General features: G+C 72.4%; 8 protein-coding genes and 1 tRNA gene. 6 read left to right on the top strand and 3 right to left on the bottom strand.

All coding sequences use genetic code 11. The annotated features are described in order from the left end of the window. Window positions 1-2: 2 nt before the first annotated feature. From ACGFJ7_RS06560 to rlmB, 5 genes are all read left to right on the top strand, one after another. Window positions 3-2927 carry a BTAD domain-containing putative transcriptional regulator gene (locus ACGFJ7_RS06560; RefSeq protein ID WP_360247143.1) on the top strand — a complete coding sequence of 975 codons (2925 nt, stop codon included), beginning with the start codon at window positions 3-5 and terminating at the stop codon, window positions 2925-2927. Continuing rightward, window positions 2924-5893 carry a BTAD domain-containing putative transcriptional regulator gene (locus tag ACGFJ7_RS06555; RefSeq protein WP_392641166.1) on the top strand — a complete coding sequence of 990 codons (2970 nt, stop codon included), beginning with the start codon at window positions 2924-2926 and terminating at the stop codon, window positions 5891-5893. Before ACGFJ7_RS06560 ends, ACGFJ7_RS06555 begins: the two co-directional genes overlap by 4 nt. Window positions 5894-5934: 41 nt before the next feature. Beyond that, a complete protein-coding gene (locus tag ACGFJ7_RS06550) occupies window positions 5935-7290 on the top strand; it encodes a class II fumarate hydratase (protein ID WP_392641321.1) in 1356 nt (451 codons plus the stop codon). An 87-nt stretch (window positions 7291-7377) separates the two neighbouring features. Then, on the top strand, window positions 7378-8790 hold the full coding sequence (cysS, locus tag ACGFJ7_RS06545) for a cysteine--tRNA ligase (protein WP_360247137.1): 1413 nt from the start codon (window positions 7378-7380) through the stop codon (window positions 8788-8790). Next, window positions 8790-9911, top strand: a complete 1122-nt coding sequence (rlmB, locus tag ACGFJ7_RS06540; protein ID WP_360247135.1) for a 23S rRNA (guanosine(2251)-2'-O)-methyltransferase RlmB — start codon at window positions 8790-8792, stop codon at window positions 9909-9911. The genes cysS and rlmB overlap by 1 nt, the downstream gene beginning before the upstream one ends. Here rlmB and ACGFJ7_RS06535 read toward each other — a convergent pair. Beyond that, window positions 9905-11020: a PQQ-binding-like beta-propeller repeat protein gene (locus ACGFJ7_RS06535; RefSeq protein WP_392641163.1), complete on the bottom strand. Its 1116-nt coding sequence runs from the start codon at window positions 11018-11020 to the stop codon at window positions 9905-9907. The two genes, rlmB and ACGFJ7_RS06535, sit on opposite strands and share 7 nt — an antisense overlap. Window positions 11021-11252: 232 nt before the next feature. Continuing rightward, a tRNA-Thr gene (locus ACGFJ7_RS06530) sits at window positions 11253-11326 on the bottom strand. Between the two features lie 139 nt (window positions 11327-11465). Between ACGFJ7_RS06530 and ACGFJ7_RS06525 the strand changes: the two genes are divergently transcribed. Beyond that, entirely contained in the window at window positions 11466-12551 is a 1086-nt protein-coding gene (locus tag ACGFJ7_RS06525) for a sn-glycerol-3-phosphate ABC transporter ATP-binding protein UgpC (RefSeq protein ID WP_360247131.1), read from the top strand. Window positions 12552-12649: 98 nt separating this feature from the next. Here the strand turns inward: ACGFJ7_RS06525 and ACGFJ7_RS06520 are convergent, their stop codons facing one another. Next, a complete protein-coding gene (locus tag ACGFJ7_RS06520) occupies window positions 12650-16264 on the bottom strand; it encodes an Hsp70 family protein (RefSeq protein WP_392641161.1) in 3615 nt (1204 codons plus the stop codon). Between the last annotated feature and the right edge of the window lie 10 nt (window positions 16265-16274).

The raw sequence follows: 16274 nt of genomic DNA, 5'->3' as shown, positions 1-16274 counted from the left end.
GCGTGCGGTACGGCGTCCTCGGCCCCCTCTCGGTCGAGGTCGACGGTCGCCCGGTCACGATCACGGCCGGCCGCGATCGCATCGTGCTGGCCATGCTGCTGCTGCATCCCGGCCGCGTGCTGAGCGTCGCCACGCTGGCCGACGCGGTGTGGGGCGCCGGCCCACCGGCTACCGCGCGCGGGCAGTTGCAGACTTGCGTCTCCCGCCTGCGCCGGTCGTTGCCGCCGGGCGCGATCCGCAGTGACCCGGCGGGCTACCAGCTCGATCCGGGCCCGGGCGAGCTCGACGCCGCCGAGTTCGCCCGGCTCGTGGCCGCCGGGCGTGAGCGCCGCGACCTCACCCCGTTGCGCGAAGGTCTGGCCTTGTGGCGTGGCGACGCGCTGGCCGGCATCGAGAGCCATGCCGTTCAGCTCGCCGCCGCGGTCCTCGACCAGCAGCGTGTCGCGGCGGTGCAGGACTGGGCTCAGCTGGAGCTCGAGACCGGCGGCGATCAGGATCTGATCGGGGAGTTGACCGCCGCCGTCGACCGGTGGCCGTTGCAGGAGAAGCTGAGCGGGCAGTTGATGCTGGCCCTGCACCACGCCGGCCGGCCGGCCGAGGCGCTGGCCGAGTATCAGCGTGCTCGGACGGCGTTGCGGGACGAGCTCGGTGTGGATCCCGGCCCGGAGCTGCAGGACCTGCACGCGGGAATGCTCAAGGGCAGCCTGCCCCGGCGGGCCGAGGCCGTACGCTGCCTGCCCAGGACGGTCGGCGATTTCGTCGGGCGCGAGGCGACGGTACGCCGTCTGGTGACCGCGATCGAGGCGGCGGCCGGAGACCAGCCGGTGGTGGCGGTGATCGACGGCATGGCCGGTAGCGGCAAGACCACGCTGGCCCTGCACGTGGCCGCCCTGCTCGGCGAGCGCTACCCGGACGCGCACCTGTTCGTCGACCTGCACGGCCACAGCGCCGAGCGCCCGGTGCAACCGGCGGCCGCCCTGCTGGTGCTGCTGCGGCAGCTCGGTGTCGACGCCGAGCGGATCCCGCCGGATCTCGTCGACCGGATCGGCCTGTGGCGTACCGAACTGGCCAAGCGGCGGGTGCTGGTGCTGTTCGACAACGCGGCCTCCAGCGCCCAGGTGGCCGACCTGCTGCCGACCGCGCCGGGCAGTCTGGCCGTGATCACCGGGCGGCGGCGCCTGATCGGGCTGGACGGTGTGCATCCCGAGTCGCTCACTGTGCTTCCGCAAGCCGAGGCGGTGGCGATGCTGGCCCGGATCGTCGGCGGTGGGCGGGTCGGCGCCGAACCGGAGGCGGCGGCGGAGGTGGTCCGGCGCTGTGGCGGCCTGCCGCTGGCCCTCCGGCTCGCCGGGTCCCGGCTGGCCCACCGTCCACGATGGCGGGTCGCCGACCTGGCCCGACGGCTGGGTGAGTCGGCGCTGCCCGAGCTGGCGGCCGAGGACCGGTCCGTGGCCGGCGCCTTCGCCATGTCGTACCAGCAGCTGCCCGACCACGTCCGGCGGGTGTTCCGGGTGCTCGGGCTCTGCCCGGGTACGGAGTTCGACGCGCTCGCCGCGGCCGCGTTGACCGGTTTGACGCTGGACGGCGCGCGGGACGTTCTCGACGACCTGGTCGACGTGCACCTGGTCGACGAGCCCGAGCCCGGCGTCTACCGGATGCACGACCTGCTGCGCGAGTTCGCGGCGGCGCTCGCGGCCGAGATCCCGGCCGGCGAGCGGACCGAGGCGCTGCGCGGAGTGCTCGACCAGCAGCTGCAGGCCGCGGCGGCGACCAATCTGCCCGCGTACCGGGAAGGGGTCGAACGCGACATCGGCGTGCTCACACCGCTGCGACCGGACCTGCTCGCGGCGGTGACCGATCCCGCCGCCCGGCTCGACCGGGAGCGGCCCCAGCTCGGCCGGTACGCCGGTGCGGCGGCCGCCGTGCCGGAACTGGCCCATTACGCCTGGCAGCTGCCCCGCGCGGCCTGGCGTCACCTTTACATGCGGGCCTATCTCGACGACGTCCACAGCCTGCTCGAACGGAGTCTGGCGATGCTGGAGCGGGGCGGGGACCGCGCCGCGACCGCGACCGTGCTGAACTACCTGGCCTCGGTGCACTGCCGCCGGTCCCGCAACGACGAGGCGGTCCCGCTGCTGCAGCGCTGCATCGCCATCCGCCGCGAGCTCGGCGACCGGGACGCGCTCACCCAGGCCATGGCGAACCTGGCCGTGGTGCACCACGAGTCGGGACGGTGGGTCGAAAGCATCGAAACCGCTTTGGAGGTACGCCGGTTGGCCGCGGCCCGGCACGGTCGCGACGAGCTCAACACGCTGGGCAACGGATACCGGCGCCTCGGCCGTCCGCGGGAGGCGCTGCGCTATTTCCGGCTCCGCCTGCTGGCGCGGCTGGAGATCGGCGACACCACCCGGATCGGTGCCAGCCTCATCTACATCGCCGTGCTCAAGCACCAGCTCGGCGACGTCGGCGCGGCCGCGGCCGTTCGCCAGGTGCGCGCGGCGCTGCGGCTGATCCAGCGGGCCGGATATCCGCACGGCGAGGCCGAGGCGCACCACGAGTTGGGGCTGTTGCTGGCGGCCGACGGGCGGCTGGCCGAGGCGATCGGCGTGCAACGGCGGGCCGTCGACTTCGCCGAGCAGGTGCACAACCGCGAGCAGGAGTCCCGGTTCTGTCACGGATTGGGTACGACGTTCCGGCTGGCCGGCGACGACCTGGCCGCGCGCGAGATGTTCGGGCGGTCGCTGCGCCTCGGCGGGCAGGCCCGGATGCCGTACCGCATCGCGGTGGCGCGGGCCGCGCTCGGCGACTGCCTGGCCGGCGAGGATCCGGCCGAGGCCCGGCGGCTGCTGGGCCTGGCCCGCGCCGAGTTCGCCGCCCTGGCGGCGCCCGAACTGCGCGACGTCGAGAAATCGCTGGCCGCGCTATGAGATATCGCATCCTCGGCCCACTCAGCGTCACCGACGGGACTGTGTCGGCGGGCCGTGATCGGGTCGTGCTGGCCATGCTGTTGCTGCATCCGGGGCGGGTGGTGGGTGTCGGCGTGCTGGCCGACGCGGTGTGGGGCGCCGACCCGCCGGCCACCGCGCGCGGGCAGTTGCAGACCTGCGTCTCGCGCCTGCGCCGGGTGTTGCCGGCCGGCGCCATCCGCAGCGACCCGGCCGGTTACCGGCTGGACCCGGCGCCCGGTGAGCTCGACGCGGCGGAGTTCGGCCGGCTGGCGAAGGCCGGCCGGGAGGAACGCGACCCGGCGAAGTTGCGTCAGGGCCTCGATCTGTGGCGCGGTGACGCGCTGGCCGGCATCGAGAGCCATGCCGTTCAGCTCGCCGCCGCGGTCCTCGACCAGCAGCGTGTCGCGGCGGTGCAGGACTGGGCCCAGCTGGAGCTCGAGACCGGCGGCGATCAGGATCTGATCGGGGAGTTGACCGCCGCCGTCGACCGGTGGCCGTTGCAGGAGAAGCTGAGCGGGCAGTTGATGCTGGCCCTGCACCACGCCGGTCGCCCGGCCGAGGCGCTGGCCGAGTATCAGCGTGCTCGGACGGCGTTGCGGGACGAGCTCGGTGTGGATCCCGGCCCGGAGCTGCAGGACCTGCACGCGGGAATGCTCAAGGGCAGCCTGCCCCGGCGGGCCGAGGCCGTGCGCTGCCTGCCCAGGACGGTCGGCGACTTCGTCGGGCGTGCGGTCGTGGTCGCCCGGCTGATCGCCCGGATCGAGCAGGGCGGCCCGGCCCCGGCGGTGGCGGTGATCGACGGCATGGCCGGCAGCGGCAAGACCACCCTGGCGCTGCACGTGGCGGCGCTCATCGGCGACCGCTACCCCGACGCGCATCTCTTCGTCGACCTGCACGGCCACAGCGCCGAGCGCCCGGTCGAACCGGCGGCCGCCCTGCTCGTGCTGCTGCGCCAGCTCGGTGTGGAGGCCGAGCGGATTCCCTCGGCCCTGGTCGACCGGATCGGCCTGTGGCGTACCGAACTGGCCAAGCGGCGGGTGCTGGTGCTGTTCGACAACGCGGCCTCCAGCGCGCAGGTGGCCGACCTGCTGCCGACCGATCCGGGCAGTCTGGCGCTGGTCACCGGGCGGCGCCGGCTGTTCGGCCTGGACGGTGTGCACACCGAGTCCCTGCCCGTGCTGGCGCCCGGTGAGGGGGTCGCGCTGCTGGCCCGGATAGCGGGCGAGCGGGTCGGCGCCGAACCGGAGGCGGCGGCCGAGGTGGTGCGCCGCTGCGGTGGGCTGCCGCTGGCCATCCGGCTGGCCGGGGCCCGCCTGGCCCACCGCCCGCGCTGGCGGGTGGCCGACCTCTTACGGCGGTTACGGGAATCGGCCCTGCCCGAACTCGCGGCCGAGGAGAGGTCGGTGGTCAGCGCCTTCGCCCTCTCGTTCGATCACCTCACCGCCCCCGCCCGGCAGGTCTTCCGTCTTCTCGGTGTGTGTCCCGGCGCCGACGCCGACATCCTCACCGTGGCCGCGCTCAGCGGCCTGCCGCTCGACGCCGCGCAGGAGGCCGTCGACGATCTCATCGATGTCCACCTGCTGGAGGAGCGCGAGCCGGAGGTCTACCGGCTGCACGATCTGCTGCGCGAGTTCGCGACCGTGCTGGCGGGCGAGCTGGCGCCCGAGGAGCGCATCGAGGCGCTGCGCGGCGCCCTCGACCAGCAGTTGCACGCCGCGGCGGCGACCAACGTAGGGGCGTTCCGGCAGCGGCTCGACCGTGACATCGGAAGTCCGGCGCCGCTGCGGCCCGACCTCCTGGCGGCCGTGACCGATCCGGCCGCCCGGCTCGAACGGGAACGGCCCGCGCTGCTGAGATACATCGACGCGGCGGCCGGGGAGCCCGAGCTCGCCCGGTACGCGTGGCAGCTGGCCCGGGCCTCGTGGCTGCATCTGTTCCGCCGCGGCTACCCCGACGACATCCGCGCCACCCACCAGCGGGCCCTCGAGGTGACCGAGCGCATCGGCGACCGGGCGGCCACGGCCGCCGTGCTGAACTACATGGCGTCGGCTCATTTCCGGCGGGCCGAGGTGGACGAGGCGACGCGGCTCCTGGAGCGGTCCCTCGCCCTCCGCCGCGAACTCGGCGACCAGGAGGCGATCCGATTCTCGCTGGTCAACCTCGCGAACGTGTACCACAACGCCGGCCGGTGGACGAACAGCGTCGAGCTCGCGCTCGAGGTGCGGCGGATGCCCTCGCCGCGGATGGGCCGGGGCTCGGAGACCGACGAGCTGAACGCGATAGCCCTCGGCTGTCAGCGACTCGGGCGTTACGCCGAGGCGCTGCGATACGAGCGGCTGCGCCTTCTGAAGCAGGTGGAGACCGGTGATCGCGTCCGGATCGGCGACTGCCTGGCCAGCATCGCCGTCGTGAAGTACCGGCTGGGGCTGATCGGCGGCGCCGCCGCGCGCCGGCAGCTGATGGCCGGTCTGCGGCAGATCCAGCGGGGCAACTCGCCGTACGCGGAGGCCGAGGCGTACCACGACCTGGCCTTGATCGTGGCCCGCGAGGGCGACCTCGAGGAGGCCATCGCCCTGCACCACCACGCCCTCGAGATCGCCCTGCCGTTGGCCGACCCCCGGCAGGGATCACGTCTGCACCACGGCCTGGGTACGACGCTCCTGCTGGCCGGTGACCGCGAGAACGCGCGGGTGGCGTTCGAGGAGGCGTTGCGGCTCGGGTGGCGGTTCCGGCTGGCGCACGGGGTCGCGGTGGCCGAGGCGGGCCTGGCCGAGTGCCTGATCGACGAGGACCCGGCCGAGGCCCGGCGGCTGTTCGCCCGGGCCGCGACGGCGCTGGCGGCCATCGAGGCCCCCGAGTTGACGGACGTCGAGAAGTTTCTGGCGGAACTCGGTGGCGAGGATCATCGGCGCGCCGGGGCCGGGGGAGAGACGATAAGGACGTGACGACTACTGACGAGAGCGGTTACCGGGTCGAGAAGGACACGATGGGCGAGGTCCGGGTGCCGGCCGACGCCCTGTGGCGGGCGCAGACGCAGCGGGCGGTGGAGAACTTCCCCATCTCCGGGCGCGGGCTGGAATCGGCCCACATCAAGGCACTGGCTCAGATCAAAGGGGCGGCCGCGCAGGTGAACGCGGCGCTGGGCGTGCTCGACGACGATCTGGCGAAGGCGATCGCGACGGCCGCGGCGCACGTGGCCGAGGGCGGTTACGACGACCAGTTCCCGATCGACGTGTTCCAGACCGGGTCGGGCACCTCGTCCAACATGAACGCCAACGAGGTCATCGCCACCCTCGCGTCGCGGGAGCTGGGCCGGCCCGTACACCCGAACGACCACGTCAACGCCTCGCAGTCGAGCAACGACGTCTTCCCGTCCTCGATCCACCTGGCCGCGACCGAGGCCGTGACCTCGACCCTCATCCCGGCCCTGGAGCACCTGCACTCGGCCCTGCGGGCCAAGGCCGCGGACTGGGACGACGTGGTCAAGAGCGGGCGTACGCATCTGATGGACGCCACGCCGGTCACGCTCGGCCAGGAGTTCTCGGGGTACGCGCAGCAGGTCGCCAACGGCATCGAACGGCTCCGCGCGACCCTGCCCCGGCTGGCCGAACTGCCGCTGGGCGGCACCGCGGTCGGTACCGGCGTGAACACCCCTCCCGGCTTCGCCCCGAAGGTCATCGACCGGCTCCGTGAGGTCACCGGCCTGCCGCTGAGCGAGGCCCGCGACCACTTCGAGGCGCAGGGCGCGCGCGACGGCCTGGTCGAGGCGTCCGGTCAGCTCCGGACGATCGCCGTCGGGCTCTACAAGATCGTGAACGACATCCGCTGGATGGGCTCCGGACCGCGGGCCGGACTGCGCGAGCTGCGCCTGCCCGACCTGCAGCCGGGCTCGTCGATCATGCCGGGCAAGGTGAACCCGGTCGTGCCCGAGGCGGTGCGCCAGGTGGCGGCCCAGGTGATCGGCAACGACGCCACGGTGGCCTTCGCCGGCACCCAGGGCGACTTCGAGCTCAACGTGATGCTGCCGGTGATGGCCCGCAACATCCTCGAGTCCATCCGCCTGCTGGCCAACGCGTCCCGCCTGCTGGCCGACCGCTGCGTCGACGGCCTGCAGCCCAACGTCGAGATCGCTTTGGCGTACGCCGAGGGGTCGCCCTCGATCGTCACCCCGCTCAACCGCTACCTCGGCTACGACGAGGCGGCCGCGATCGCGAAGACCGCCCTCGCGACGAACCAGTCGATCCGCGACGTGGTGATCGAGCGCGGCCACCTCAAATCCGGCAAGTTGACCGAGGAGCAGCTGGACGAGGCCCTCGACGTGCTGAGGATGACCCGTCCCTAGGCCCTGTGGATAACGTGTGGAAAACCGCCCCGCCCCGTCCCTCGGGCGGGGCGGTTACCCGCTTGGCGGGGCCGGTACCCTTGTCAGGTGAGTTTGCGCTTGTACGACACCGCGACCCGATCCGTCCGGGACTTCGTCCCGCTGACGCCCGGTCAGGTCGGTATCTACCTGTGTGGTCTCACCGTGCAGTCAGTGCCGCACATCGGTCACCTCCGCTCGGCGGTGAACTACGACGTGCTGCGCCGCTGGCTGCTGCACACCAACTACGAGGTCACCTTCGTCCGTAACGTCACCGACGTCGACGACAAGATCCTCGACAAGGCGAACGCGCAGGGCCGCCCGTTCTGGTCGATCGCGTACGCCAACAAGCTCGTGCTCGACGCGAACTACCGCGACCTCAACGTGCTGCCGCCGACCTACGAGCCGCTGGCCACCGCGCACATCCCCGAGATGCACGAGCTCATCACCACGCTGATCGAGCGCGACCGGGCCTACCCGGCGGCCGGCGGCAACGGCGACGTCTACTTCGACGTGCCCTCGTACGCGGAGTACGGCGCCCTCTCCGGCCAGAACCCGGACGACATGCGCCCGCCGTCCGACGGCGGCGAGCCCGACAAGCGCGACTACCGCGACTTCGCCCTGTGGAAAGGCGTCAAGGCCGACGAGCCGGCCGACGCGTCCTGGCCGTCGCCGTGGGGCCGCGGCCGCCCGGGCTGGCACATCGAGTGCTCCGCGATGGCCCGGCGCTACCTGGGCGACGAGTTCGACATCCACGGTGGCGGCGTCGACCTGACCTTCCCCCACCACGAGAACGAGATCGCCCAGTCCCGTTCGGCCGGGCTGCCGTTCGCGCGGTACTGGGTGCACCACGCGCTGCTCAACCTCGGCGAGGCCAAGATGAGCAAGTCGCTGGGCAACGTGATCGACCTCGACGCGGTGCGCGCCCTGGGCATCCGCGAGGTCGAGGTGCGCTACTACCTCGCCACGCCGCACTACCGCTCGCGCATCGACTACTCCGATGACGCGCTTCGTGAGGCCGCCACCGCGTACCGCCGCATCGAAGGTTTCGTCCAGCGCGCCGCCGAGATCGTCGGGCCCGGCCGTCCCAAAGACGTGCCCCCGCCGTTCGCCGCGGCGATGAACGACGACCTCAACACGTCGGCCGCGCTGGCGATCGTGCACGACACCATCCGCGAGGGCAACACGGCCCTCACGGCCAACGACGAAGCCGGCATCCGCGGGGCGCTCACCGCCGTCCGCGCGATGCTGGGTGTGCTCGGCCTCGACCCGCTCGACGAGAAATGGACCGGTGGCTCCACCCAGAGCGACCTCAAGCCGGTCGTCGACGCGCTGGTCAAGCTCGCGCTGGAACAGCGCGCGCAGGCACGGGCACGGAAGGACTGGGCGGCCGCCGACTCGGTGCGCGACCAGCTCAAGAACGCGGGAATTCAGGTGGAGGACACTCCGGCCGGGCCGCGATGGACGGTAGGAGAGCACTGATGCCGGGAAATTCGCAGAACGCGAGCAAGCGGGCCACCGCCAAGAAGGGCGCCTCGATGGGTTCGGGCGGCAAGAACCGCTCGAGCCTCAAGGGCAAGGGACGCACCCTGCCCGCCGACGAGCGCCCATGGCACAAGGGGTACTCGGGCACCGAGAAACTGCCCGACAAGACCGCCCGTAAGCAGGACAAGGAGCGCCGCGCGGCGGCCGCCGAGGGCCGCGCGCCCAAGGTCGGCGTCCCCGGCAGCAAGGACACCACCTGGGGCCGCGGCGGCGGCCGCGGCGTCCCGGCGCGAGGGCCGCAGCAGCGCGGCAAGTTCAACTCGCGTGGCGGCCCGCGGGTCGCGCCCGGGCGCCGCTCCAACCCGACCAAGGAAGGCCCCGAGCTGCTGCTCGGCCGCAACCCGGTGGTCGAGGCGCTGCGCGCCGCGGTGCCGGCCACGGCGCTGTACGTCGCGCAGGGCATCGACATCGACGAGCGGGTCACCGAGATCGTCCGTACCGCCGGCGACCGGGGCATCCCGATCCTCGAGATCGGCCGCAACGAGCTCGACCGGATGACCGGTGGCGTCCTCCACCAGGGCATCGGCCTGCAGGTGCCGCCGTTCGCGTACGAGGAATTCGACGACCTGATCGCCGCCGCCCTCGAACAGACGGCGCCGCTGCTGGTCGCGCTCGACGGCATCACCGACCCGCGCAACGTCGGCGCGGTCATCCGCTCGGTGGCGGCCTTCGGCGGCCACGGCGTCTTCATGACCGAGCGCCGCGCCGCCGGCATCACCGCGACCGCGTGGCGCACCAGCGCCGGCGCGGCCGCCCGGGTGCCGGTCTCCCAGGTGGTCAACCTGACCCGCGCGGTCAAGGCGGCGCAGAAAGCCGGCTTCACCGCGATCGGCCTCGACGCCGACGGCGAAACCGACCTCTACCAGCTCGAAGCCGCCATCGGCCCGCTGCTGGTGGTCGTCGGCTCCGAGGGCCGCGGCCTGTCCCGCCTCGTCGGCGAGACGTGCGACCTGCGCGTCAGCATCCCGATGGCCTCCGACGTCGAGTCGCTGAACGCCAGCGTCGCCGCCGCGGTCACCCTGGCCGAGGTCACCCGCCGCCGTACGCAGGGTCAGTAATAGGCCTTCAAACGATCGTTCTCGGTCACGTAGAGCCACCCGCCCGCGACAACGGGCGGGTGGTCGCGGTTTGTGGCGATCTTGGGCTGCTTGACCGCTGCGCCTGTGGCGGCGCTCGCCACGACGAGCCCGTCATCGGTCGGCGTGTACAGCAGGCCACCAGCGCGTGAGGTGCGGCCGGCGGCGCTCGAGGTGTGCACGGAGTAGAGCTTGCGGCCGGTCCGGGCGTCCAGGGCGGTGGCGCTGCGGTACTGGCTGTAGAAGACATGAGTGGAATCCGTGGTGACGTCGCTGACCGGCAGCCTCGTCGACCAGATCTTCTTGCCGGTCGCGGCGTCGACGGCAGTCAGCCCCTCGGCGCTGCCCACGTAGAACCGGGTGCCGGCCGGGTCGGTCCCACCGGCGTACCAGTTGTTCGTGGTCTCCCAAAGGGTTTTGCCGGTGGTCACGGCGACCGCCACGGCGCCGCCGCTCGCCTTGCGCAGCAGCAGGCGGCCGCCGGCCGAGACGAGGCCGTCACCGCGGTCACCGAGGCGTAGCCAACGCTGCTTGCCGTCCCCGACGGCGAAGGCGATGGTCGAGGCCAGGCCGTCCTGATTGCTGTCGAGGACGATGGTGCCCTGGTCGATCCGCATGTCGTAGCTGAACTTCTTCAGCCCGGTGGTCCAGAGCCGCTTGCCGTTCGCGGGGTCGTACGCGGTGAGATGGCTTTCGAAGTCGGCCGGGACGCGGCACTCGGAGGAGAGCATGAGCAGCTTGCCGTCGGCCACGGCCAGCCGGGAGACGGTGGTCTGCGGGAGGTCCACGTGCCAGCGGCGTTTCCCGGTTGTGGGGTCGTAGGCGCCGATGCCACCGGGGTCGTTGGAGAAGAGGCTCTTTCCGTCCAGAACGGGGCGGACGCCGGTGTCGCAGCGCGAAGTCCTGGTGGCCAGGGTCCAGCGCTGCTTGACCTGGGCGATCGTCGCGGCGTTGAGCCTTGATTCGGCGGGGCTGTAGTGGGTGTTGCCTGGTCCGTAGCCGGACTGCGGCCAGCCGTTCGCCGGAGCTGCTGCGGCTGGGGTCGGGACCATGACCAGGGCGGCTACCGCCGCGTACAACTTGATCTTCACCTGTTGATCAACGAGGGGAAGACCCTGGGGCTCCGCCCCAGCCCTCGGTCATCGCTGCTGGGATCAGGTTAGGAGCGGGAGCTTGGGTGATCCCGTCGCAACGCCCCGCACCCACCGCACCCACCGCACCCACCGCACCCACCGCACCGTGGGGGTCTGGGGGCTCGGCCCCCAGGTAGATACGCGAGCTGGCCCGGCTTGCGCTTTTTGCAAGCAGACTCCTGCTCCAGCGAGCCCCCGGTCGGGATCGAACCGACGACCTCCCGTTTACAAGACGGGTGCTCTGGCCATCTGAGCTACAGGGGCGTGTGTGCGGAGTCAGCATATCTGCTGTGGGCTTATGGGCTGCCCTTGGCATGACGTGTAAAAAGCTTTACGTTTACGGGGCTGTTTCCACTCGGATCGTCCGGCACGTTCCTGCCGGTGGAAAGGAAGTTGCTTCACCATGGCTACGGTTACCTATGACAAGGCCTCTCGTATCTACCCGGGGTCTGAGCGTCCCGCGGTGAACGAGCTCGATCTCGAGATCGGTGACGGGGAGTTCCTCGTACTGGTCGGTCCCTCCGGTTGTGGCAAGTCCACCTCGCTGCGCATGCTCGCGGGGCTCGAGGACGTCGACCGGGGCCGCATCCTCATCGAGGGCAAGGACGTCACGAACCTTCCTCCGAAGTCGCGCGACATCGCGATGGTCTTCCAGAACTACGCTCTCTACCCGCACATGTCGGTGTACGAGAACATGGCCTTCGCTCTGAAGCTGCGCAAGACCTCGAAGGCGGAGATCGACCGCCGAGTCAAGGAGGCCGCGGCTCTTCTGCAGCTCGACGAGTACCTGTCGCGTAAGCCGAAGGCGCTCTCCGGTGGTCAGCGTCAGCGTGTCGCCATGGGCCGCGCGATCGTGCGTGAGCCGCAGGTGTTCCTCATGGACGAGCCGCTGTCGAACCTCGACGCGAAGCTGCGTGTGCAGACGCGTTCGCAGATCGCCACGCTGCAGGCCAAGCTGGGCGTCACCACCGTGTACGTGACGCACGACCAGGTCGAGGCCATGACGATGGGCCACCGCGTGGCCGTCATGCTCGACGGTGTGCTCCAGCAGGTGGACACCCCGCGTGCGCTGTACGACACCCCCGGCAACGTCTTCGTCGCCGGCTTCATGGGCTCGCCCGCCATGAACATCAAGACCGTTCCGCTGACCGAGGCGGGTGGCCACTTCGGCACGCTGGCCGTGCCGCTGACCCGCGAGCAGGTGGCGGGCGCGCAGAACGGTGGCGGCAAGGTCACCATCGGCTTCCGCCCCGAGGCCGCCGACCTGGTGTCGGAGAACGAGGGTGGCTTCCCGATCGTCGTCGACCTCGTCGAGGACCTCGGCTCGGACGCGAACGTGTACGGCCACGCCGAGCTCGAGGGTGGTTCGGAGCGCTTCACGGTCCGTACCGACCGGCGCCACATGCCCAACATGGGCGAGACCGTCTACGTCAAGCCGCAGGCGAACGCGCTCCACGTGTTCAACGCCGAGACCGGCGTGCGCATCTGACGCTGTTTCAGTAAAAGGCGGCCTCCCGGTTGGGGGGCCGCCTTTCTGTTTCAGCCGGCTCGGTTTCTAGCCGGCTCGGTTTCTAGTCGGCTCGGTTTCTAGTCGGCGAAGCTGGTCACCACAAAATCCTCGTCGGCGACGCAGGCCAACAGCGACGTGTTCCAGGCGCAGGAGCTGGTGCGGACGCCCTGAAGGGGGCCGAGCTGCACCGGGTCGTCGCCGAGATGCCGGCCGGCGACGGCGGGGTCGTCGACGTAGCCGACGAGCGGCTTGCTGAACTCGAGGACGTTGGCGGCGTCCAGACGTACGGCGTCGGCCTTGCCCGTCCAGATCTGCTTGCCGGCGGCGTCGACGAGGGTGGTCTCCGGCGCCGTGGAACGGGCCAGAACGGCCTCGCCGACCGGAACGAGCGTGTCGGCCTTGGCGACCTTGCGTTCCCAGAGCTTCTCGCCCTTGGCCACGTCGAGGGCGACGACGGTGGCGTTCTCGTCGCCGTAGCCGGTCCCCTCGACCGCGCAGACCCGGTCGTCGCCGCAGGGAACGACGGCGCTGAGCCGGGCGGTGGCGCTGCGTGCGGTGTACGCGACGTCGGGCTCGCCGAGCTTGTCGAGCCGATAGGTGACGATGCGGTCGGCGGCCTCGTCCTCCCGGACGATCAGGCGACCGTTGTGGGCGACCACTTCGTCGTCGGGGCCGGCCACGCTCTGCCGGGAGGCGACCACCGCGCCGGTCCTGGCGTCGATGAGCCGGGCCTCACGATCGGGCGTGATCTGTACGAGCCGGGGGTTGTCGCCGAGGTCGGCGTCGAACGGGCGGCCGGTCAGCCCGGCCGGGCCGTCGAGGTCGCCGGAAGTGGTGACCAGGTGGACGGCGGTGGCCGAGGTGGAGTCGCCGGGATCGGGGCGGACCCAGTCCTCGCTGCCGTCTTCGAGCTTCAGGCCGACAAGGCGCCGCCCCGCCCGGTCGGCGACGACCGCGTGATCGCCCGCGAAGTAGACGAGATCATCGCGGCCGACCGTGCGCTGCCAGCGCTTATCGCCCTTGTCGGCGTCCAGGAGTACGACCTCGCGGGTGCCCTTGTCGAGGTCGGTGTCGCTGAAGAGGGCGACCCCGTCGGGGAGGGCGACCATCTGGCGCCAGCGCTGGGCGACGCCGGCCTGCTTCCGGCTCCAGGCGGCGGATTTCGCCCCGTCGTCGAAGGCAACGACACCGAGGTCCCCGTTGTCGTAATCGGTGCTGGCGAAATAAACGCGGTCGCCGATCACGGCGGCGTCCGACCAGGAGGAGCCGATCGGCACGGCGGCCGGCAGGTGCTGAAGGGCGGAGAGGGGGTGGTAGTCGAGGGCGGGGTAACGGGGCCACAGAGTCCAGGCCAGGGCCGAGCCGGCCGCAAGCACGACGGCGAGGGTCGCGGCCCCGGCGATGACCCACGTGCGGCGTCTCTTGCTCTTGGGGACGGGTGACGCTTCGGGGGCGTACGCGGGTGGCGGCGCCGGCGGCTGCCAGGGCGCGGCGGACGACGGCCCTGCGGTTGACGGCGTGAACGACGACGACCCTGCGTTTGACGGCCCGGAAGACGGCGGCGCGGACGACGGCCCTGCGGTTGACGGCGCGGACGAGGGCCCGGCGGCTGACGGCGCGGACCACGGCCCGGCGTTCGAAGGCCCGGGGCCTGACGGCCCGTTGTTTGACGACCCGGCGTTTGACGGCGCGGACCACGGCTGGGCGCTTGGCGGCGCGGACGGTGGCGGGGCTGATGACAGCGGCGCGGCTGATGAGGGCTGCATGTGACCGGCGGCGATCGCCTCGGCCTCGGCGGTGGCCCACGGGTCGACGGCCTCGATGTACTCGCGCTCGTCCGTTTTGTCGGTCGCAGCGTTGGGCGGGGCGGCGTTGGGCGGGGCGGCGTCGGGGGGTGGGGCGTCGGGGGGTGGAGCGTCGGGCGGCACGGCGGCGGGCGGCACGGCGGCGGGCGGTGTGGCGTCCGGCGGTGCGGCGTGAGGCGGTGTCGTGACGGGCGGCGCCGATGGCTGTGCGGTGTCCCGCGGCGCCGCCGGCCGTGTGGTGGCGGGCTGTGCGGCGTCCCGCGGTGCGGCGTCCGGTGGTGCGGCTGCAGGCGGTGTGGCGTCCGGTGGTGCGGCTGCAGGCGGTGCGGCGTCCGGTGGTGCGGCGGCAGGCGGTGTGGCGTCAGGCGGTGCGCCGTGAGGCGGTGTCGCGACGGGCGGCGCCGATGGCTGTGCGGTGACCTGCGGTGCCGTCGGCTGCGTGGCGGCGGGCGGTGTGGCGGCAGGCGGTGTGGCGGCGGCGGGCGATGTGGCGGCAGGGGGTGTGGCGGCGGGCGGTGTGGCGGCAGGCGGTGTGGCGGCGGCGGGCGGTGTGGCGGCAGGGGGTGTGGCGGCGGGCGCGGTGGCGGCAGGGGGTGTGGCGGCAGGCGGTGTGGCGGCGGGCGGTGTGGCGGCGGCGGGCGGTGTGGCGGTGGGTGGTGTGGCGGCGGCTGGGGAGATCGGGTCTACCGGGGTGTTGGCGATCTGGGTGTCGGTGATCGGGGGTGGGAAGTCCGGCGCGGTGGTCGGTGTGGGAGGCGGGGTGGCTTTGGTGGAGACGGCTGGGGCATAGCGCAGGGCGGCGGCCATGGTGGCGCCTTCGGCTACGGCTAGTTCGGGCTGTTCCAGGACTGTGGGGGCTATGCCGAGTTCGCTGTGCAGCAGGCGGGCCACCAACGGCACTCGGGAGGAGCCGCCGACCAGGAACAGGCCGGCCAGGTCGGTGGGGAACAAGCCGGCGGCGGCGATCACCGTGGCGGCCTCGGCCACGCCGCGGCGGATCAGAGGGGTGGCGGCCGCCTCCAGTTCGTCGCGGGTCAGGTGGGCGGCCTGTTCTACGCCGGGGACCGGGACGGGGGCGAAGGAGCTTCGGGACAGCATCTCCTTCGCGCCTCGGATGTCCTCCCAGAACTGGCGGCGGGCGCGCCACTGGGCCAGCGTCACCGGCTCGGTCAAGGACTGCCAGGCTGCGGGCTCGGCGCCGCTCAGGGACTTGCCCAGGTGGTCGGCCAGGGCCGCGTCGATGTCCAGGCCGCCCAGGTCGTCGGCTCCGCCGGAAGCTGCCACCGTGAACGAGGGGCCCTCTCGGCGGACCACTGCCACGTCCAGGGTGCCGCCGCCGAAGTCGAAGACGGCCAGGGACGACGTGTCGGGCAAGGGGCGGCGCAGGACTTCGGCGAAGTAGCGCGCGGCTGCCACCGGCTCGGTCACCAGCGTGGTCTTGGCGGGGGCGCCCAGCGTGTCGGACGGCCAGCCGGCCTGGCTGATGGCGCGGGTCAGGACGGCTCGGCGGCGGGCGCCCCACGACGCGGGGTAGGTGATCACCGCGGGCGGCAGGAAGCCGGCGGTGGCGACCGCCTCGCGGGCCACCGCCTCGAGCAGGGCGGCCAGCAGGGTGGCGACCGGGATCGTGGCGCCGTCGCCGAGCATGATCTCGTCAGCATCGATGTGGCGTTTCGGGTGGGGTTCGAGGCGGCCGGGGTCGGCCTGGCCCAGGCGCAGGGCGTCGGCGCCGACGTGCAGGCGGCCGGTGGGGTCGAGGAAGACCGCCGACGGCAGCGACGGGCGGCCGTCGGAGAGCAGCGGACGGGTCCGCGCGTCGGGGCGGCGCAGCATGGCCACCGTGTGCGACGTGCCGAGGTCGACACCGAGCACGAAGCCGTCGGTCATGCGCGTCATG

The sequence above is a fragment of the Actinoplanes sp. NPDC048988 genome (genome assembly GCF_043197815.1).
Classification (GTDB): Bacteria; Actinomycetota; Actinomycetes; order Mycobacteriales; family Micromonosporaceae; genus Actinoplanes.
Note: the sequence above shows the minus strand (reverse complement) of the source record. Positions and strands in the feature narration are given on the sequence as shown.

Excerpts from the sequence above, each read along its gene's own strand:
- ACGFJ7_RS06555 (WP_392641166.1), top strand. The coding sequence starts at position 2,924 with ATGAGATATCGCATCCTCGGCCCACTCAGCGTCACCGACGGGACTGTG.
- ACGFJ7_RS06550 (WP_392641321.1), top strand. The coding sequence starts at position 5,935 with ATGGGCGAGGTCCGGGTGCCGGCCGACGCCCTGTGGCGGGCGCAGACG.
- rlmB (WP_360247135.1), top strand. The coding sequence starts at position 8,790 with ATGCCGGGAAATTCGCAGAACGCGAGCAAGCGGGCCACCGCCAAGAAG.
- ACGFJ7_RS06525 (WP_360247131.1), top strand. The coding sequence starts at position 11,466 with ATGGCTACGGTTACCTATGACAAGGCCTCTCGTATCTACCCGGGGTCT.
- ACGFJ7_RS06520 (WP_392641161.1), bottom strand. The coding sequence starts at position 16,264 with ATGACCGACGGCTTCGTGCTCGGTGTCGACCTCGGCACGTCGCACACG.